At 59.3% G+C, this 17,519-nt stretch carries 17 protein-coding genes; 3 read left to right on the top strand and 14 right to left on the bottom strand.

What is annotated here, in order from left to right; genetic code table 11:
• Window positions 1-41: 41 nt before the first annotated feature.
• The 5 genes from B9Z48_RS04030 to B9Z48_RS04010 all read right to left on the bottom strand — a co-directional run bounded on the left by B9Z48_RS04030 (window position 42) and on the right by B9Z48_RS04010 (window position 4,442).
• A complete protein-coding gene (locus B9Z48_RS04030) occupies window positions 42-341 on the bottom strand; it encodes a hypothetical protein (protein ID WP_108377235.1) in 300 nt (99 codons plus the stop codon).
• Between the two features lie 8 nt (window positions 342-349).
• Window positions 350-604 carry a MoaD/ThiS family protein gene (locus B9Z48_RS04025; RefSeq protein WP_108377234.1) on the bottom strand — a complete coding sequence of 85 codons (255 nt, stop codon included), beginning with the start codon at window positions 602-604 and terminating at the stop codon, window positions 350-352.
• A gap of 15 nt (window positions 605-619) precedes the next feature.
• Window positions 620-1,975, bottom strand: coding sequence for an NAD(P)/FAD-dependent oxidoreductase (locus tag B9Z48_RS04020; protein ID WP_108377425.1), 1,356 nt, complete (start codon window positions 1,973-1,975; stop codon window positions 620-622).
• A gap of 116 nt (window positions 1,976-2,091) precedes the next feature.
• Complete coding sequence (locus B9Z48_RS04015; protein ID WP_089954619.1) at window positions 2,092-3,939, bottom strand: aldehyde ferredoxin oxidoreductase family protein; 1,848 nt, start codon at window positions 3,937-3,939, stop codon at window positions 2,092-2,094.
• 26 nt (window positions 3,940-3,965) lie between these two features.
• A complete protein-coding gene (locus B9Z48_RS04010; protein WP_089954622.1) occupies window positions 3,966-4,442 on the bottom strand; it encodes a 4Fe-4S dicluster domain-containing protein in 477 nt (158 codons plus the stop codon).
• Window positions 4,443-4,595: 153 nt separating this feature from the next.
• Between B9Z48_RS04010 and B9Z48_RS04005 the strand changes: the two genes are divergently transcribed.
• A complete protein-coding gene (locus B9Z48_RS04005) occupies window positions 4,596-5,783 on the top strand; it encodes a sigma-54-dependent Fis family transcriptional regulator (RefSeq protein ID WP_108377233.1) in 1,188 nt (395 codons plus the stop codon).
• Between the two features lie 12 nt (window positions 5,784-5,795).
• Here B9Z48_RS04005 and B9Z48_RS04000 read toward each other — a convergent pair whose 3' ends face one another.
• The 9 genes from B9Z48_RS04000 to B9Z48_RS03960 form a co-directional block, all read right to left on the bottom strand.
• Entirely contained in the window at window positions 5,796-6,611 is an 816-nt protein-coding gene (locus tag B9Z48_RS04000) for a substrate-binding domain-containing protein (RefSeq protein WP_108377232.1), read from the bottom strand.
• On the bottom strand, window positions 6,608-7,330 hold the full coding sequence (locus B9Z48_RS03995; RefSeq protein WP_108377231.1) for an ATP-binding cassette domain-containing protein: 723 nt from the start codon (window positions 7,328-7,330) through the stop codon (window positions 6,608-6,610). Before B9Z48_RS03995 ends, B9Z48_RS04000 begins: the two co-directional genes overlap by 4 nt.
• Window positions 7,327-8,070 carry an ABC transporter permease gene (locus B9Z48_RS03990; RefSeq protein WP_108377230.1) on the bottom strand — a complete coding sequence of 248 codons (744 nt, stop codon included), beginning with the start codon at window positions 8,068-8,070 and terminating at the stop codon, window positions 7,327-7,329. Before B9Z48_RS03990 ends, B9Z48_RS03995 begins: the two co-directional genes overlap by 4 nt.
• Before the next feature lie 179 nt (window positions 8,071-8,249).
• Window positions 8,250-10,037, bottom strand: a complete 1,788-nt coding sequence (locus B9Z48_RS03985) for a TRAP transporter large permease subunit (protein WP_108377229.1) — start codon at window positions 10,035-10,037, stop codon at window positions 8,250-8,252.
• On the bottom strand, window positions 10,037-10,639 hold the full coding sequence (locus B9Z48_RS03980) for a TRAP transporter small permease subunit (protein ID WP_108377228.1): 603 nt from the start codon (window positions 10,637-10,639) through the stop codon (window positions 10,037-10,039). Before B9Z48_RS03980 ends, B9Z48_RS03985 begins: the two co-directional genes overlap by 1 nt.
• A 280-nt stretch (window positions 10,640-10,919) precedes the next feature.
• Window positions 10,920-11,999 carry a TRAP transporter substrate-binding protein gene (locus B9Z48_RS03975; protein WP_108377227.1) on the bottom strand — a complete coding sequence of 360 codons (1,080 nt, stop codon included), beginning with the start codon at window positions 11,997-11,999 and terminating at the stop codon, window positions 10,920-10,922.
• Window positions 12,000-12,188: 189 nt separating this feature from the next.
• The gene (gene dxs / locus B9Z48_RS03970) at window positions 12,189-14,036 is read right to left on the bottom strand and encodes a 1-deoxy-D-xylulose-5-phosphate synthase (protein WP_089954660.1); all 1,848 of its coding nucleotides are present in this window, start codon (window positions 14,034-14,036) and stop codon (window positions 12,189-12,191) included.
• A gap of 1 nt (window position 14,037) precedes the next feature.
• Window positions 14,038-14,940: a polyprenyl synthetase family protein gene (locus tag B9Z48_RS03965; RefSeq protein ID WP_108377226.1), complete on the bottom strand. Its 903-nt coding sequence runs from the start codon at window positions 14,938-14,940 to the stop codon at window positions 14,038-14,040.
• Window positions 14,937-15,191: an exodeoxyribonuclease VII small subunit gene (locus tag B9Z48_RS03960; RefSeq protein WP_089954668.1), complete on the bottom strand. Its 255-nt coding sequence runs from the start codon at window positions 15,189-15,191 to the stop codon at window positions 14,937-14,939. Before B9Z48_RS03960 ends, B9Z48_RS03965 begins: the two co-directional genes overlap by 4 nt.
• 287 nt (window positions 15,192-15,478) lie before the next feature.
• Here B9Z48_RS03960 and B9Z48_RS03950 point away from each other — a divergent pair, with 287 nt between their 5' ends.
• Both B9Z48_RS03950 and B9Z48_RS03945 read left to right on the top strand, forming a co-directional pair.
• On the top strand, window positions 15,479-16,606 hold the full coding sequence (locus B9Z48_RS03950) for an aromatic ring-hydroxylating dioxygenase subunit alpha (protein WP_108377224.1): 1,128 nt from the start codon (window positions 15,479-15,481) through the stop codon (window positions 16,604-16,606).
• Window positions 16,607-16,619: 13 nt separating this feature from the next.
• Window positions 16,620-17,498, top strand: coding sequence for a DMT family transporter (locus B9Z48_RS03945; protein ID WP_108377223.1), 879 nt, complete (start codon window positions 16,620-16,622; stop codon window positions 17,496-17,498).
• Window positions 17,499-17,519 lie beyond the last annotated feature (21 nt).

Genomic DNA, 17,519 nt, shown 5'->3' with positions numbered 1-17,519 from the left:
ATGGGCTCATTCTGACTGAACAGGTGCCTCAAATTGACAGCTCACCCACCCCCGCGCTGGGTGTACAGATCAAAGTGCCGCATGAAGGCGTAGCGTTCTTGTTCGCTCAAGCCCTCAAACTGGAAGTGCATGCGCAGCACGGGCAGGCGAATTTGTGCAATGACGCGTGGGGGCATGACTTGCCAGCGCAATTGCAGATGCCCCACACCGATGGTGATGTGTGCGCTGCTGGCCTGGCATTGCAGCGGGTGTTGTCCCACAGCACGGGGCAGCCACCCCAGCCATTCGGCTTCGGTGCAGCCCATGTCGCGCTGGAAGGTTTCGGCGTAGCTTGCTTGCATCGAAGACTTCAGCCGCCTGCAACAGGCGGCCAGATGGCCAGCACATCGCTCTCAACCAAGGCGTGCGTGCCTCGGTCTTCGGGGGCGATGTATTTGCCATTGACCAAGACCAGATGCACCAGCTTGGGGGGCAGACTGAAGGAGTCGATGACTTGCATGATGGTGGTGCCAGATGCCACGTCCATGACGATTTGATTGCTGCGGCGAACCTCGGCAGGCAGATAGTCGGTGAGCGTGGCAAACAGTTTGAAGGTGATGTTCATGCGAGGATTGTCACTTCATCTGCGCCGCGCATCCGCCGCACCACTCCATTGACCCTGGCCTTGTGCACAGGCCAGATAGGCGTCCACGAGGCGGGTGGGGTCTTGCATCAGGCGTTCTTTCCATTCGCCCAAACGCACTTGGCCTTCGACCAGCCCACGCATGACGCCCACATGCTCGGTCCAACCCACCGAGTTGCAGCCCACCATGACATCGTCCTTGAACTGCAGGCTCAGGTGTTTGCCTGCGGCTTGGTCGGTCAGCTGGGCTTGTTCGCCGCCTTCCACACCTTGCCAATTGCCAAAGCTGGTGGAAATCAGGCCCAGGGTGTCAAGCACGTTGATCTGGGTCACGCCCTTGAGGGTGGTCTGTTGACCGGCCATGTTGAGCGCAGCCACGCGGGCTTGTTCAGCCGCGTTGGGCTGGATGGCGCTGACGATGGTCTGGCCACTGACTTTGTCAAAAGCTTCGGCGCAGTCCCCGGCGGCATAAATGCCCGGCACATTGGTTTGCAAGAACTCGTCGGTCAAAATGCCTTGCAAGCAAGTGATGCCACTGTCTTTGAGGAAGCCGATGGCCGGGCGCACGCCGGTGGCGCTGATGACCAAATCGGCCTCGACGGTTTGACCATTGGACAGGCGCACATGCAAACCTTGAGCTGCTGGGGCTGGACTGCCCAGGCCAATGGCGCTGGCCAATTTGCCCAAGATGCCGCTGGGGGCAGCGGCCGCGGCGGCAGGTGCAATCGACTCGACTCGGGTGCCCACATAGACTTTCACGCCTTTGGTTTCGCACCAGTCACGGATCATGCCGCCCGCCATGGGGCCCATCATGCGGGGCACCATGCGGTCACCCATCTCGACCACCGACAATTCGACGCCGCGTTGCTTGAGCGCTTCCATGATGATGCAGCCAATGAAGCCCGCGCCCATTTGCAAGACCTTGGCACCAGGCTGGGCCAGTGCGGCAATGGCACGGGCGTCGGCCAGCGTCCAGCAAGGGTGCACACCGGGCAGGTCCATGCCTGCAATGGGGGGACGCACGGGCTGCGAGCCGGTGGCGATCAGCAGTTTGTCGAACGCCAGCTTTTGGCCGTTGTCCAGCACCACTTGGCGCGCCACGGTGTCCACCTGGGTGGCGCGTGCGTTCATGATGTCGATGCGCAAGTCGGCAAAGTGGGTGTCGCCCTTGCGCAGCCAAGTGCCTTTTTCTTCGACGTTGCCAATCAGCAAATAAGGAATCGCCATGCGCGAATAAGGCGCTTCTTTTTCGTCACCGACGATGGTGATGCGGTCTTGCGGGCAATGCTTGCGCAAGGTCTCGGCGGCGATGACGCCTGCAGGGCCTGCGCCCAGAATCACGTGATGGGTCATGGTGTTTTCTCCAAAAGCAGGCAGCGGCCATTGAAGGCCGCTGCGCATTTCATTCAAGCCTCACCAAGCGGGACCATGGGTTTGACGACATGACCACGCCCTGTGGGCAATGACCGTCAAAGTCCCAGACGTTCCCGGGTGGCCGATGTGGGTCGGCCTTCGCCGTCCCAGCCACGCGCGTCGTAGTACTTGGGCAGCATCTCGTCCAACTTGCTGACCATGCCTTTGCCGGGGCCGGTTTTGGCGGCTTCGGTCATCAGGCGCTTGGGCAGGTTGTCGTCGGCCTTGGTGAAGCCTGCGGCGTTGTTGAACTCGCGCTCCATGTTCCAGATGCGCTCACCAATGTGGGCCAAGTGTTCCATGGTGAACTCTTCGCCGCATGCGGCTTGCACTTGGGGGGCCACGTCGGCCAGGGTCCAGGCGAAGCTGGTGAAAACGCAAATACCGGCCGAGTCAAACGCAGCAGTCGCGTCCTGGAAAGCCTTGACCAGTTCTGGCTTGCCTTCGTGCTCGGTAGGCTCGGTCTTGACCGGGATGCCCAGCACTTCAGAAGCGATGGTGTAACCACGCAGGTGGCAGGCACCACGGTTGGACGTGGCGTAAGCCAGGCCAATGCCCTGGATCACACGTCCGTCATAGGCTGGGAATTCCTGGCCCTTGACGCTCATGGACAGGTCGGGGTGGCCGTACTTGGCGGTCAGGCGCTTGGAGCCCAAGCCAATTTCCTTGCCAAAACCAATGCCCTTGGCGGTCATGTCGACAAACTCGCACAAGGCTTCGGCGGAGCCAAAAGGCGCGTCCACACCAATTTGCTCTTTGGTCAGCACGCCCATTTCGTACAGCTCCATGACGGCGCCAATGGTGGCACCGAAGCTGATCGGGTCAAAGCCTTCTTCGTTGCAAATCATGTTGGCGTATTGCAGGGCTTCGAGGTCCTTCACACCGTTGGCTGCACCCAGCGCCCAAGCGGCTTCGTATTCGAGACCACCCGATGCGCCCCAGTATTCGGGCTTGTTCTTGACCGAGAAGTGGCCCTCGTCCATCTTGCTGATGCGGCCGCAGGCGATGGTGCAACCGAAGCAGGCTTGGTTGGTCACCAGGTGCTTTTTGCCGTCGGTCTCGCGGGGCGTGACCATGGCTTCAGCCGAGATGTCCTTGGCGCTTTCGAATTGCACGTCGCGGTGGTTGCGGGTAGGCAAAGCACCGACTTCGTTGATCACGTTCATCAGCACTTGAGTGCCGTAAGCAGGCAGGCCCTGGCCGGTGACGCCGTTGTCGGCCAGCACCTTTTTGGCGGCCTTGGTCGCCGCCATGAAGGCCTTGGGGTTTTGCACGTTGCCCACACCAATCGTGCCGCGCACGGCGATGGCCTTGAGGTTTTTGCTGCCCATGACGGTGCCCACGCCCGAACGGCCAGCCGCACGGTGCAGGTCGTTCACCACAGCGGCATACAGCACACCGTTTTCACCGGCCTTGCCAATGCTGGACACGCGCAGCAGCGGGTCTTGCAGGCTGGACTTGAGGATTTCCTCGGTCTTCCAGACGCTTTGGCCCCACAGGTGACCGGCGTCACGCAGCTCGACTTCGTCGTCGTTGATGTAGAGGTACACCGGCTTGGCCGATGCGCCTTCAAAAATGATCATGTCCCAACCGGCCATTTTCAGCTCGGCACCCCAGTAGCCACCCGAGTTGGAGCAGGCAATGGCGCCCGTCAGTGGGCCTTTGGTGATGACGGTGTAGCGGCCACCGGTAGAGGCCATGGTGCCGGTCAGCGGGCCGGTGGCCCAGATGATTTTGTTGTCGGCCGACAGCGGATCGACTTTGGGGTCGACTTCGCTGATCAGGTATTTGCTGCCCAGACCGCGTGAACCCAGATAGGCCTTGGCCCATTCCATGTTCAGAGGTTCAGATTTGACGGTGCCCGCGGTCAGGTCGACGCGGAGAATTTTTCCAGCCCAAGACATGTTGATGCTCCTTAAGGGTGGGGGGTTTAAGCCGCAGAGGGCTGATTGCCCAACTTGTCGGCCCACTGTTTCATTTTGTCCATACCAGTCCAGTTGGCATCGACGAAGGTGATGGCGCCGGTGGGGCAGGCATCAGCGCAAGCTGGATCGCCACCGCACAGGTCGCACTTTTGCACCTTGCCAGTTTCTTGCACATAGTTGATCGTGCCAAATGGGCAGGCGATGGTGCACACCTTGCAACCCACGCAGGTGGACTCGTTGACCACCTTGGCGCCCGTGACTTTGTCCACGGTGATGGCTTCCACTGGGCAGGCGTGCAAGCACCAGGCTTCATCGCACTGGGTGCAGGTGTAAGGCACTTTTTTGCCGGTGTGGTGGAAGTCGAACACCTTGATGCGCGACTTGGATGTGGCGTATGTGCCGTAGTTCTCGAAAGAACAGGCCATTTCGCACTGCAAGCAGCCGGTACATTTGTCCGGATTGATGTGCAGGACTTTCTGCATGTGGATCTCCTGTGAATTGGCGGGCTGGTCAAGCTCGCGCTTATGAATCAGAATGCATAGCCATTGTTGGCGCATACACCTGTAAACCGATACGGATTAACCCTAGGTTTGACAGGGTTGACGCAAAAATTCTCAGCTTGATACACATCTGACATGCCCCTGACTGCCCTCAACAGCGACCGCTTGCAGCGGATAGAACAAGCCCGTGATCTGGTGTTTCAGGGGCGCTCTGGCCACTTGCGCCCCGGCGAATCGCTGGCAGGTGTGTCACCTTGGCTGACCCAGTCCTGGAAACGCTGCCTGGCCATGGGCCTGCAGCCGCAGCAAAGCGTAGGGTTTGACACCGTTTCGGCTCAGCAAATGCGCCGCGTACAAGAAAACAGCCGCCCACTGGTGCAGGCGGCCCAGCCTGTGCTGGTGGAGCTGGCCCGTGCGATTGCCGACATCCGCTATTTCGCCATCTTGACCAATGCACAAGGCATCGTGGTCGATGTGCACGGCCCGGTGGACCGCCAAGACCGCCGCGCCGACGCCATTGCCCGTGTGGGCGTGGACCTGTCAGAACGCTCGGTGGGCACCACGTCCATCAGTGCTGCCTTGAGCGAACTGCAACCGGTCTGGCTCCACCGGGGTGAGCATTTTTTTCAGGACAACAGCGTCTACAGCTGCGCCGGGGCACCGGTTTTTGGTCCTGACGGCTTGTGCGCGGGCATGCTGGACCTGACGGGCATCGAAACCACCGAACGCCCGGCCCTGAAACATCTGGTGCGGCGCTCGGCCCGCAGCATCGAAAACAGCTGGCTGCTGTCCACCGGACACGCGCTGGTGCTGCGCCTGAACTGGCCCGGCAACCAAGCCGGCGACGACAGCGACGGCTTGATCACCTTGGGCCCCAACGGCCACATCTTGGGTGCCAACCCGACCGCGCGTCAAATGTTGTCTTTGTCGCCCACGCCGCAAGGCGAGTCCTTGCACGCCAGCGATGTGTTTGCCTCTGCTTGGGAAAACCTGTTCGACGCGGCCCGGCGAAACAGCAAAGGCGCAGCGCAGACCCAAGAGTTGCCCCTGTGGTCAGGGCTGCGCTTGCAAACGCAGGCCTGGCTGGCAGGGTCTTCGGCGCAGGCTTTTCACGCCGCACCTTCAGGCCATGGTGCCCACACCGCGCACCCCGAGCCCCCAATTGCGGCCATGGCCCAAGTCCCCAAAGGCCTGAAAGACGCACAAACCGAGATGATCCGCGAAGCCGTCAAACAGGCGCGAGGCAATGTGGCCGAAGCGGCCCGGGCCTTGGGCATCAGCCGAGCCACGGTGTACCGCAAACTCGGCTTGCCCAAAAGCTGACCCAGTGTCAGATCACTTCCCCGCGTTCGGGAAAAACAACTGCTCGCCGCCGATTTTGTAGTCGGCAATCACACCCTGACCAGCGGCCGAGGTGATCCAGTCCACAAACTTTTGCGCATCGGCCTGTTTGACGTGCGCATGTTTGGCCGGGTTGACCACCATGACGCCGTATTGGTTGAACAGACGTTGGTCACCCTCCACCAAAATGGCCAGATCGGCGCGGTTTTTGAAGTTCAGCCAAGTGGCGCGGTCGGCCAACACATAGCCGCCGGAAGACGCCGCAATGTTCAAAGCCGGGCCCATGCCGCAGCCGCATTCCTTGTAGCCGCTGCCTTTTTTGTCAGCTAGATTGGCCATCTTCCAAAAACGCAGTTCGGCCGCGTGTGTGCCGCTCTTGTCACCGCGCGACACAAAGGCAGCATTGCCTGCCGACAACTTGGCCAAGGCCGCCACAATGTCTTTGCCCTTGGTGGCTGCCGGGTCGGCCTTGGGGCCGATCAGCACAAAGTCGTTGTACATCACCGGCAAGCGCTTGATGCCAAAGCCATCGGCCACGAATTTTTCTTCGGCCACTTGGTCGTGCACAAACACCACATCGGCATCACCGCGCCGCGCCATGTCCAGCGCCTGGCCTGTGCCCAGGGCCACCACTTTCACGTCCAGGCCACTGGCCTTTTTAAAGGCCGGCAAGAGGTGCGCAAACAAACCTGACTGCTCAGTCGATGTGGTGGACGACATGACGATGGACTGGGCTTGTGCCCACACCGAAGTGGTGGCCAACACCGCGCACACCAGAGCGCGACGGGTCATAGAAGATGGAAAGGTCATGAAAGTTCTCCTTGAACAAAAGCATGGGCTGCTGGGCTGCACTCGGCCAGCAGTTCGGGGTTGAAAAAATCGGCCACGGGCAAGTCGGCCATCACTTGACCGAACTCCAGATAAATGACGCGGGTGGCCAAGCGCTTGACTTGGCCCAGGTTGTGGCTGGCCCAGACCAAGGTCAGCGGCCGTTCTGGGGCACAGGCAAATTCGGCCATCAGGGCTTCGACTTCGCGCTTGGCGTGAGGGTCCAGGCTGGCCGTGGGTTCGTCCAGCAGCAGCACATCGGGCTGGCGTGCCCAAGCGCGGGCCAAGGCCAGGCGCTGCTGCTGCCCACCCGACAACTGGCGGCCGTTTTGCTGCTCCACAGACAACAAACCGACGCGCTCCAAGGCCTGTTGTGCCAGTGCCTTGGCAGCGGCCCAAGACAGGCCGCGTGCACGGTCCAGCCACAAGCCCAGCGCGACATTGTTCAAGGCGGACAGGCGCAACAAATGCGGCCTTTGAAACAGCATGGCCTGGCGCACCCCCGGCACTTGCAAAACCTGGCCTTGCGAGGGCAGCACCAGACCATGCAGGGTGCGCAGCAAAGTGCTTTTGCCCGAGCCATTGGCTCCCACCAGCGCCACGCGCTCGCCCGCTTCGATGCGCAAGCTCACGCTCTTCAAGGCTGCTTGTGACCCCAGTTGCACGCTCACCGCGTCCAAGCCAATCTGCGCGGCACTCATGGCTGCACCTCAGTGGTTCTACCCTCTGGCGCGGATCGCGCGCAGCGCCGCTCACCCCACAGGCGCAGCCCCGCCACCAGCGCATTGAGCAGCAGCACCACCGCCAGCAAAACCATGCCCAACCCCAGCGCCAGCGGCAAATCGCCTTTGCTGGTCTCCAGGGCAATGGCGGTGGTCATGACGCGCGTGAAGCCGTCGATGTTGCCGCCCACGATCATGACCGCGCCCACCTCCGAGATGGCGCGGCCAAAGGCGGTGACGCCAATGGTGAGCAAGGCCAGTCGTTCATCCCAAGCCAGCAACAAACTGCGCACCCAAGGCCCTGCGCCGAGTGAGGCCCACTGCTCGCCATGCTGGCGCTCCACGTCTTCAACCACCTGGCGCGTGAGCGCGGCCACCACGGGCACCACCAAAATAAACTGGGCCAGCACCATGGCCTTGAAACTGAACATCCAGCCCAAAAAACCCAAAGGCCCGGTGCGCGACAGCAGCAAATACACCACCAAGCCCACCACCACCGAAGGCAGCGCCAGCAAAGTGTTCAAGCCCACCAGCACAGCGCCCCTGCCGCGAAATCGCGACACCGCCAGCCAAGCCCCCAATGCCACGCCCACGCCATAGGCCAGCAGGCAGGCCGTGGCACTGACGGCCAAAGACCGGGTGACGACCACCCATAAGCCAGGATCAAGAGAGGTGACGAGAAGCAGCGCCGCATGGACGCTGTCGGAGAAGGTATTCATACAACGGTGTGGATGCTAAGGGACAAGCACCCTTCAAGCCATGAGGGGAGTCCACTATGAACAAGTTTGCATAGGTTGAACCCGCGCCATCTCGTCTCCATGGTCCGGACAAAATGCATCCACAAAAAAAGCCCGGCGAACCGGGCTTGTGGGTGGAATCAGGTTGGCGCAACCCTGCTTTACTTCTTTTCAGCCTTCATTTCGGCTTCCAAGGCTTTAGCAGGATCATCCTCTTGACCTTCTTCGCCTTCAGGCTTGAGATCATCAGCTTGTTCATCCTGGGTTTGACTTTCACTCTCCAGCATCTGCTCCAAAGCAGCATCCGCATCAATCTTGACGCCTTCTTGCAGGCCACCTGTGACCAAAGACGGCACCATGATGATGGCGGCCACCATGATCAACTGCAGGATGATGAATGCGATCGAGCCTTTGTAGATCTCAGTGGTGGTCACCGCGCGGATGTTCTCTCCGGTGACACGGTCTTTGTAATCGTTCTTGGGCGCAACACTGCGCAGGTAGAACAAGGCAAAACCAAAGGGCGGTGTCAGGAAGGAGGTCTGCAGGTTCATCGCCACGATCACACCAAACCAGATCATGGCCTGGTCAGGTGTCATGCCGGGCACGAGGCCAGGCAAGATCTTTTCGGCCACAGGCGCCAGGATCGGGATCACGATGAAAGCGATCTCAAAGAAATCGATGAAACAGCCCAAGATGAAAATCAGCAAGTTCACCACGATCAGGAAACCGATGGCGCCACCCGGCATGTCGACAAACAAGTGTTCGACCCAGATGTGCCCGTCGGCCGCGTTGAACGTGAAACTGAACACGGTCGAACCGATGAGAATGAACAGCACAAACGAAGCCAACTTGGCGGTGCTCTCCAAGGCTTGGTTCAAAAGGGCCTTACCCAGACGGCCTTTGCCAATCGCCAGAATCAAAGCACCCAAAGCCCCCATGGCCCCGCCCTCGGTGGGCGTGGCCACACCGAGAAAGATGGTGCCCAACACCAGGAAAATCAAAATCAAGGGCGGCATCAGAACAAAGGTCACCTGCTCGGCCAATTTGGACAACAAGCCCATGCCCGTGAGGCGGTTGACAATGGCCAAACCCAAAGCAACCAAAGAAGCAACCGTCATGGACATGATGACCACTTCGTCACCCGGTGCTGCCTGGGTGCGGTCCAACCAAGCCATCATGATGCTGTCGTGTGCCGAGGCCCAGGCATAGCCCACCACGGTGCACAAAATCAACAAAAAGGCCAAGGACACATGGCCCGATTTGCCATTGGCTTCGCGGTAGATGCGGGCCTCTGGCGGCAAGGCCGGCACCATGGCAGGCTTGAAAATCGCCACCACCACGATGAACAGCACATACAAACCCACCAGCAACAAGCCCGGCACCAAGGCACCGGCATACATGTCGCCCACCGAGCGACCCAACTGGTCGGCCAGCACAATCAAAACCAAAGAAGGCGGAATGGCTTGTGCCAAAGTGCCAGAAGCTGTGATGGCCCCTGTGGCAATCACCCGGCTGTAACCGTAGCGCAGCATGATGGGCAAAGAGATCAGGCCCATGGAGATGACCGCTGCGGCCACCACCCCCGTGGTCGCAGCCAGCAAGGCCCCGACCAAAATCACCGCGATGGCCACACCGCCGCGCACCGGTCCAAACACCTGACCCACGGTTTCAAGCAGGTCTTCGGCCATGCCGGATTTCTGCAAGATGATGCCCATGAAGGTGAAAAACGGAATGGCCAGCAAGGTGTCGTTTTGCATGATGCCAAATATTCGCAGCGGCAAAGCTTGGAACAAGGATGGCGGAAAAAGCCCCGCCTCCATGCCAATGAAGCCAAAGCCCAAACCGCAAGCGGCCAAAGCGAAGGCCACCGGAAAACCTGTCAACAGCAAAACCAACAAGCCACCAAACATGATGGGCACAAAGTTTTGTGCCAGAAATGTCGCTTCCATCAACGTGCTCCCAGCGCTTGTTGTTGCGCAATCTTTTCAAGTTCCAAGAGTTCTTTTTGTTCGTCAGACATCGTTTCATCTGACGACAAAACATCTTCGCCCTGCCCCAACAAAAAGGCCAAACGCTTGATCAACTCCGACACGCCTTGCAGCATGAGCAAGGCAAAGCCAGCAGGCACCAGCGCATACACAGGCCAGCGGATCAGGCCGCCCGCGTTGGATGACATTTCACCCGTGTTGTAAGCCTGCATGAACAGTGGCCAGGACAGGTAAATGCAAATGACGCAAAAAGGGAACAAGGCCAACACAATGCCGCCCACATCAATCCAGTTGCGCATGCGCGGGCTGAGCATCCCCGAAATGAAATCGATGCGCACATGCGAGTTCTTGAGCAAGCCATAACCCGCACCCAACAAAAACACAGCGGCAAACAGGTACCACTGAATTTCCAAAAGCGCGTTTGAGCTCAAATCGAAGGCCTTGCGCACAATGGCGTTGCCAGCGCTGATCAAAGTGGTGGCCAAAATCAACCAAGTGGTGAAAAGGCCCACACCCTGATTCAAACGGTCAATGCCCCGTGAAATCAACAAGAAAAAAGACATGTTGTCCTCCAGAAAAACTGGCGCAATTGTAAGTCTGCGTTAACCTGCAAACGTGCTTTCAGGGTTGATCGGCGGCTTGATATTTTTATCGCTTGCCGTGAGCGCTTTTCAAAACCCCTGGTTTTCAGGGATAACCCTTGAGTCTGGAGGCTGCGTTCTGAGCGGCCACCCAGGCAAGGTGCTGCGCAAGAACTGCGCCTGATGCAGCGGCCCTGAGCTGGAATCACTCAAAACAAAAGGCCCCGAAGGGCCTTGTGTCATGCGGATCTTGCAGGCTGGATTACAGCTTGGCCGATTGCATGTAGCTGTCGAAGCGTGCTTCGGTGAAACGGAACCACTGATTGGCTTCTTTTCGGAATCCAGAGTAATCGGCGTAGATTTTTTTCCAACCAGGGTTTTTGGCACCGATTTCGTCGTACAGCGCCATGGATTCTTTGAAAGCTGCGTCCATCAAGTCCTTGGGGAAGGGGAACAACTTGGCACCACCAGCGACCAAGTTCTTGAGAGCGGCCGCGTTGCGAGCGTCATAGCGGGCTTGCATGTCCGTCGCTGCGAAACTGGAGGCAGCTTCGATGATCGCTTTGTACTCGCTGGACAAGCTGTCATAGGCTTTTTTGTTGATGTGCAAGTCCAGCTGAGGACCACCTTCCCACCAACCTGGGTAAGCGTAGTTTTTAGCGACTTTGTAAAAGCCCAACTTGAAGTCGTCGTATGGACCCACCCACTCGGCCGCATCGATCGTGCCTTTTTCCAGGGCTTGGTAAATCTCGCCGCCGGGGATGTTTTGGGGCACGCCACCGATGCGCTCGACGACTTTGCCGGCAAAGCCGCCCACGCGGAATTTGGTGCCTTTGAAGTCAGCCAAGGACTTGATGGGCTTGCGGAACCAGCCGCCCATTTGAGCGCCGGTGTTGCCCATCACGAAGTTGACGATGTTGTAGTTGTTATAGTGCTCGCGCATCAACTTCATGCCATTGCCATGCAGCATCCAGGCTGTCATTTGACGGCTGTTCAAGCCAAAAGGAATGGCGCAACCCAAAGCAAACACTTCGTCCTTGCCGAAGTAATAGTAAGGCGCGGTGTTGGACATTTCCACAGTGCCGTCTTTGGTGGCGTCAATGGTGCCAAAAGCAGGCACCAATTCACCGGCCGCGTGGGTGGTGATCTCGAATTTGCCGCCGGTCATCTCTTTGACCTTGGCTGCGAACACATCGTTCACACCAAACAAAGTGTCCAGCGCCTTGGGGAAGCTGGAGGTCAGACGCCAGCGCAAAGCGGCTTGAGCATGAACGGCAGGTGCAGCACCCGCAGCCAAAATACCGGCAATGCCAGCGTTTTTAATGACGGAACGACGATCCATGAATGGACTCCTGTTGAAAATTAAAGACACGCCCGGGACAACCGAGCGTTGACTCACAAGTCGAAGCGTATTGTAGGAAGCTGTTCAAGCCAAAAATGGGGGGGTTTACCCTTTTAATGGGGATTGAAATTCAACAAAGTTGAAGCAACAACAAAAATTGAAAGCTTTTCAAAACTTGTTGAATTGAATTCAAGCAGGCCAACGCTGACCAATGGACTTTTCTATGCCCGCCGCATCAAGCCCTTGCATGGACAAAAGCTTGGCCGGGTCGCCATGCTCAATGAACACGTCGGGCAAGCCCAGGTGCAAGACGGGCCGGGTGATCTGCAAGGTCTGCAGGGCCTCGGCCACAGCGCTGCCCGCGCCACCCATGATGCAGCCCTCCTCCACCGTCACCAAACGCTCGTGGCTTTGGGCGATTTGGGCCAACAACGCCACATCCAGTGGTTTGACCCAGCGCATGTTGACCACGGTGGCATTGAGCTTTTCAGCGGCCTGCAGGGCCGGGGTCAACAAGGTGCCGAAGGCCAAGATGGCCAGCTTTTCGCCTTGGCGGCGCACTTCGCCTTTGCCAAAAGGCAGGGTGTCCAGGTCGCGCCCGGGCTCGGTGCCCACACCTGCGCCGCGCGGGTAGCGCACCGCCACCGGGTGGTTTTGTGCATAAGCCGTGCTCAGCAGCTGGCGGCATTCGCGTTCATCGGCCGGGCAGGCCAGGCTCATGTTGGGGATGCAGCGGATGTAGGCGATGTCGTAAGCCCCCGCGTGGGTGGCCCCGTCAGCACCCACCAGGCCCGCGCGGTCCAAGGCGAACACCACCGGCAGGTTTTGCAGCGCCACATCGTGGATCAACTGGTCATAGCCGCGTTGCAAGAATGTGGAGTAAATGGCCACCACAGGCTTGAGGCCTTCGCAGGCCATGCCCGCAGCAAAAGTCACGGCGTGCTGCTCGGCAATGCCCACGTCGTAATAGCGTTTGGGAAAGCGCTGGTGGAAAGCCACCATGCCCGAGCCCTCGCGCATGGCGGGGGTGATGCCCACCAAGCGCATGTCTTTCTCGGCCATGTCGCACAGCCACTGGCCAAACACCTGGGTGAAAGTGGTTTTAGAAGGTGTGGCCGCAGGCATCAGGCCCACATTCGGGTCGAACTTGCCGGGGCCGTGGTAGGCCACCGGGTCGGCCTCGGCCTTTTCATAACCTTGGCCCTTTTTGGTCACCACATGCAAAAACTGCGGGCCGTCCAGGTGCTTGATGTTTTCCAGCGTCGGAATCAGCGACTCCAGGTCGTGCCCGTCGATGGGGCCGATGTAGTTGAAGCCGAATTTTTCGAACAGCGTGGCGGGCACGACCATGCCCTTGGCGTGCTCTTCCAGGCGCTTGGCCAGCTCAAACAGGGGCGGTGCGTTTTTAAGCACATTCTTGGCCCCGGCCTTGGCCGCCGAATAAAAACGCCCGCTCATGAGCTGAGCGAGGTAGCGGTTGAGCGCCCCCACGGGTGGGCTGATCGACATGTCGTTGTCGTTCAGGATCACCAACAGCTTGCACTCTTCGACGCCAGCGTTGTTCAGCGCCTCAAAGGCCATGCCTGCGGTCATGGCGCCGTCGCCAATCACGGCAATCGAATGGCGCGACTCGCCTTTTTGGCGGGCCGCCACGGCCATGCCCAAAGCGGCCGAAATGCTGGTGGACGAGTGCGCGGTGCCAAAGGTGTCGTATTCGCTCTCGTCGCGGCGCGGAAAACCCGACAGGCCGCCAAACTGACGCAACGTGGGCATGCGATCGCGTCGACCCGTGAGGATTTTGTGCGGGTAGGTTTGGTGCCCCACGTCCCAGACAATGCGGTCTTCGGGGGTGTTGAAGACGTAGTGCAAAGCCACTGTCAACTCCACCGTGCCCAGGTTGGAGCTCAGGTGCCCACCGGTTTTGGAGACATTGTCGAGCACGCAGTGGCGCAGTTCGTCGGCCAACTGGGGCAAGTCGGTGCGCTGCAGGCGGCGCAGATCGGCCGGGGTGTCGATGTTTTTGAGCAAATCGGACATGTCAGTTGTTTCTTTCTACCACCATGGCGGTCAAGGCACGTAAAGCAGCCAAACGAACTTCAGGCAAGCCCGTGTCGGTCAAGGCTTGGGTGGCCTGTGCGGCCAGTGCGTCGGCAAATGCTTTGGCACCCTCCAAGCCCATGAGGGCCACATACGTGGGTTTGTCGGCAGCTTCGTCTTTGCCTGCAGTTTTGCCCAAGGTGGCCGAATCTGCCGTCACATCGAGCACATCGTCCACCACCTGAAAGGCCAGGCCCAAGGCCTCGCCAAAACGACACAAAGCGGCCTGAACCGAGGCGGATACGCCAGGCACACAAGCCGCCCCCATCTGCACGCTGCACAGCAGCAGCGCCCCGGTTTTGAGGCGGTGCATCTGGCGCAACTGGTCTTCGCTCAGGCGTTGGCCCACACTGGCCAGGTCAATCGCCTGGCCCCCAGCCATGCCCTGGTAGCCCGAAGCGCGGGCCAACAAAGACACACAGGCCGCTTGCACTGCCGCAGGCACACGGCCGTCCAGCGGGGTCAAAAATTCGAAGGCCAGGGTTTGCAATGCGTCACCCGCCAACAGGGCTTGCGCCTGCCCAAACTGCACATGCACCGTGGGTTTGCCGCGCCGCAGCACATCGTTGTCCATGCAAGGCATGTCGTCATGCACCAAAGAATAGGCATGGATCAACTCGATGGCGCAGGCGGCATTGAACGCAGCCGGACTGCTCAGGTCATCACCCACCGCCTCGGCGGTGGCCAGCACCAACAAGGGTCGCAGGCGCTTGCCGCCGTCGAGCACAGCGTAGCGCATGGCCTGCCCCAAAGCAGCGGGTGACTCGGCCACCATGCCAGTCGACAAAGCCGACTCCACTCGTTCCAGATGCGCTTGCATCCAGGCTTTCAGGTCCAGGCTCATGCGCCACTCCAGGGTTTGAGTTGTCCGCCGTCCAGCACCTGGATTTGGTCTTCCACGGCTTTGAGTTTGTCACGGCAATAGGCCAACAGCACCGCGCCGCGCTGGTAGCCCGTCAACAGCTGGTCCAAAGGCATTTGCCCAGACTCCAACTGGCCAACCAGCAACTCCAGCTCCGACAAAGCTGCTTCGTAATTCGCAGGCAGGTTGACCGCCTCCGTATCGGCGGGGTCGGGTTTGGCAGCCTTGGGCATGAGGGTATTCCGGCAAAAAACCCGATTTTAGGCCTTAAGCCTTGATGGAGCTGACAGTGACCCATGTCAAGCCCATAAGACAAAAATGGGGGATGGGTGCTGTCGCTCAGGGGAACAAAGACCGGAATTTTCACGGCCTGTGTCCTGATGCACAGCAGCGCAGACCCCCCGGGGTAGAATCGGGCTTCATCGGCAGGATTTTCCTGTCATTTTTTTGCGCCGTTTTCCTTGAATTCAGCGCTTTGTCCCTGCCCCTTCATAGGGGGAGTCTCTAGGTCAGGTCACCCATGTCTGATTTAAGTCTTCAACTGCAGCAGGCCGCAAGCCAACTACCAGTTTCAACTTATTTCGATGAGGCGCTGTTTCAGCGCGAATTGAAAACCCTCTTCCAGCAAGGCCCACGCTATGTGGGTCACCAACTGGCCGTGCCCCATGTGGGTGACTACTACGCCCTGCCCCACGAGGCCCAAGGTCGCGCTTTGGTGCGCAACGCCCAAGGCGGAGTCGAGCTGGTCTCCAATGTGTGCAGGCACCGCCAGGCCATCATGCTCAACGGTCGGGGCAACCTGCAGACCCAGCAAAAAGGCAGCGCAGGCGGCAACATCGTCTGCCCGCTGCACCGCTGGACGTACTCGCCCAAAGGCGAGTTGCTGGGTGCCCCCCATTTTGGGCACGATCCCTGCCTCAATTTGAACAACTACAAGTTGCAAGAATGGAACGGCCTCTTGTTCGAGGACAACGGCCGCTACATCGCTGCCGATTTGGCCGGCATGGGCCCCAGAGCCCAACTGAACTTTGAAGGCTACGCACTCGACCGGGTCGAGCTGCACGAGTGCAACTACAACTGGAAAACCTTCATCGAGGTTTATTTAGAGGACTACCATGTCGGCCCCTTTCATCCGGGGCTCGGCCAGTTCGTCACCTGCGACGACCTGAGCTGGGAGTTCAAGGAACACTATTCGGTTCAGACCGTGGGCGTGTCGGGTGGTTTTGGCCAGCCTGGCTCAGATGCTTACAAAAAGTGGCATGAGGTGTTGCTCCACTACCGCAACGGCCAACTGCCCGAGCGAGGTGCCATCTGGCTGACGTACTACCCCCACATCATGGTCGAGTGGTACCCGCATGTGCTCACCGTGTCGACCCTGCACCCCATCAGCCCGACCAAGACGCTGAACATGGTCGAGTTCTACTACCCCGAAGAAATCGTCGCCTTTGAGCGTGAATTTGTCGAAGCCCAGCAAGCGGCCTACATGGAAACCTGCATCGAGGACGATGAGATTGCAGAGCGCATGGACGCGGGCCGCAAAGCCCTGCTGGCACGCGGCGACAACGAAGTGGGCCCTTACCAAAGCCCCATGGAAGACGGCATGCAACACTTTCACGAGTGGTATCGCCGTCAAATGAGCACGCTGTGAGCTGAAAGCGCCGATGCAAGCCTCCTGGATGATCCTGGCGTCGTTGTTTTTTTCAATGATGGGGGTTTGCATCAAATATGCGTCGGCGCACTTCCACACCTTTGAACTGGTTTTTTTCCGGGGCTTGATTGGCGTGGTCTTCATGGCCTGGATCTGCCGCATGCAAGGCATCACTTTGCGCACCCCCATCCCCATGATGCACGTCTGGCGCTCGGTGGTGGGCGTGACGTCCTTGGCGGCTTGGTTTTACGCGCTGGGCCATTTGCCGCTGTCCACCGCCATGACCCTGAACTACATGAGTGGTGTGTGGGTGGCGGTTTTTTTGGTGGGTGGCACCTTGCTGAGCGGGAAATTGCGTGAAATCCGCCGTCAAGTCCCGATTGTTTTGGCGGTGTTGGCCGGTTTTGGAGGCGTTGTCTTGCTGTTGCGCCCCACCATCGAGCAAGACCAGTGGGTGGCTGGTGTGGTCGGTCTCTTGTCGGGTCTGATTGCCGCCCTGGCCTATATCCAGGTGGCTGCACTGGGGCGACTGCATGAGCCCGAAGCCCGCACCGTGTTTTATTTTTCAGTGGGCACCACCGTGGTCGGAGCCGCCTTGATGCTGATCACCGGCATGAGCACTTGGCTTTGGCCCAGCGTCTTGTGGCTGCTGCCTGTGGGGGTGCTGGCCGCATTGGGGCAGCTGTGCATGACCAAAGCCTACAGCAGGGGCTCTACGATGGTGGTGGCCAATTTGCAATACTCGGGCATCGTGTTTGGTGCCTTGTTTGGCCTGCTGCTGTTTGGTGACCAAATCGCCCTGATGGGCTGGCTGGGCATGGCCTTGATCATGGCCAGCGGCATCGCATCCACCATTTTGCGCAACCGGGCCCTGCCCCGCACACCGGATTGACAACCCCCAACGGAGACTGAA

Origin of the sequence: Limnohabitans sp. WS1 (genome assembly GCF_003063265.1) — a bacterium.
Lineage (GTDB): Bacteria > Pseudomonadota > Gammaproteobacteria > Burkholderiales > Burkholderiaceae_C > Limnohabitans_A.
The sequence above is the reverse complement of the archived record's forward strand: the minus strand, read 5'-3'. Positions and strand labels throughout refer to the sequence as shown.

Excerpts from the sequence above, each read along its gene's own strand:
- B9Z48_RS04030 (WP_108377235.1), bottom strand. The coding sequence starts at position 341 with ATGCAAGCAAGCTACGCCGAAACCTTCCAGCGCGACATGGGCTGCACC.
- B9Z48_RS04025 (WP_108377234.1), bottom strand. The coding sequence starts at position 604 with ATGAACATCACCTTCAAACTGTTTGCCACGCTCACCGACTATCTGCCT.
- B9Z48_RS04020 (WP_108377425.1), bottom strand. The coding sequence starts at position 1,975 with ATGACCCATCACGTGATTCTGGGCGCAGGCCCTGCAGGCGTCATCGCC.
- B9Z48_RS04015 (WP_089954619.1), bottom strand. The coding sequence starts at position 3,939 with ATGTCTTGGGCTGGAAAAATTCTCCGCGTCGACCTGACCGCGGGCACC.
- B9Z48_RS04010 (WP_089954622.1), bottom strand. The coding sequence starts at position 4,442 with ATGCAGAAAGTCCTGCACATCAATCCGGACAAATGTACCGGCTGCTTG.
- B9Z48_RS04005 (WP_108377233.1), top strand. The coding sequence starts at position 4,596 with ATGCCCCTGACTGCCCTCAACAGCGACCGCTTGCAGCGGATAGAACAA.
- B9Z48_RS04000 (WP_108377232.1), bottom strand. The coding sequence starts at position 6,611 with ATGACCTTTCCATCTTCTATGACCCGTCGCGCTCTGGTGTGCGCGGTG.
- B9Z48_RS03995 (WP_108377231.1), bottom strand. The coding sequence starts at position 7,330 with ATGAGTGCCGCGCAGATTGGCTTGGACGCGGTGAGCGTGCAACTGGGG.
- B9Z48_RS03990 (WP_108377230.1), bottom strand. The coding sequence starts at position 8,070 with ATGAATACCTTCTCCGACAGCGTCCATGCGGCGCTGCTTCTCGTCACC.
- B9Z48_RS03985 (WP_108377229.1), bottom strand. The coding sequence starts at position 10,037 with ATGGAAGCGACATTTCTGGCACAAAACTTTGTGCCCATCATGTTTGGT.
- B9Z48_RS03980 (WP_108377228.1), bottom strand. The coding sequence starts at position 10,639 with ATGTCTTTTTTCTTGTTGATTTCACGGGGCATTGACCGTTTGAATCAG.
- B9Z48_RS03975 (WP_108377227.1), bottom strand. The coding sequence starts at position 11,999 with ATGGATCGTCGTTCCGTCATTAAAAACGCTGGCATTGCCGGTATTTTG.
- dxs (WP_089954660.1), bottom strand. The coding sequence starts at position 14,036 with ATGTCCGATTTGCTCAAAAACATCGACACCCCGGCCGATCTGCGCCGC.
- B9Z48_RS03965 (WP_108377226.1), bottom strand. The coding sequence starts at position 14,940 with ATGAGCCTGGACCTGAAAGCCTGGATGCAAGCGCATCTGGAACGAGTG.
- B9Z48_RS03960 (WP_089954668.1), bottom strand. The coding sequence starts at position 15,191 with ATGCCCAAGGCTGCCAAACCCGACCCCGCCGATACGGAGGCGGTCAAC.
- B9Z48_RS03950 (WP_108377224.1), top strand. The coding sequence starts at position 15,479 with ATGTCTGATTTAAGTCTTCAACTGCAGCAGGCCGCAAGCCAACTACCA.
- B9Z48_RS03945 (WP_108377223.1), top strand. The coding sequence starts at position 16,620 with ATGCAAGCCTCCTGGATGATCCTGGCGTCGTTGTTTTTTTCAATGATG.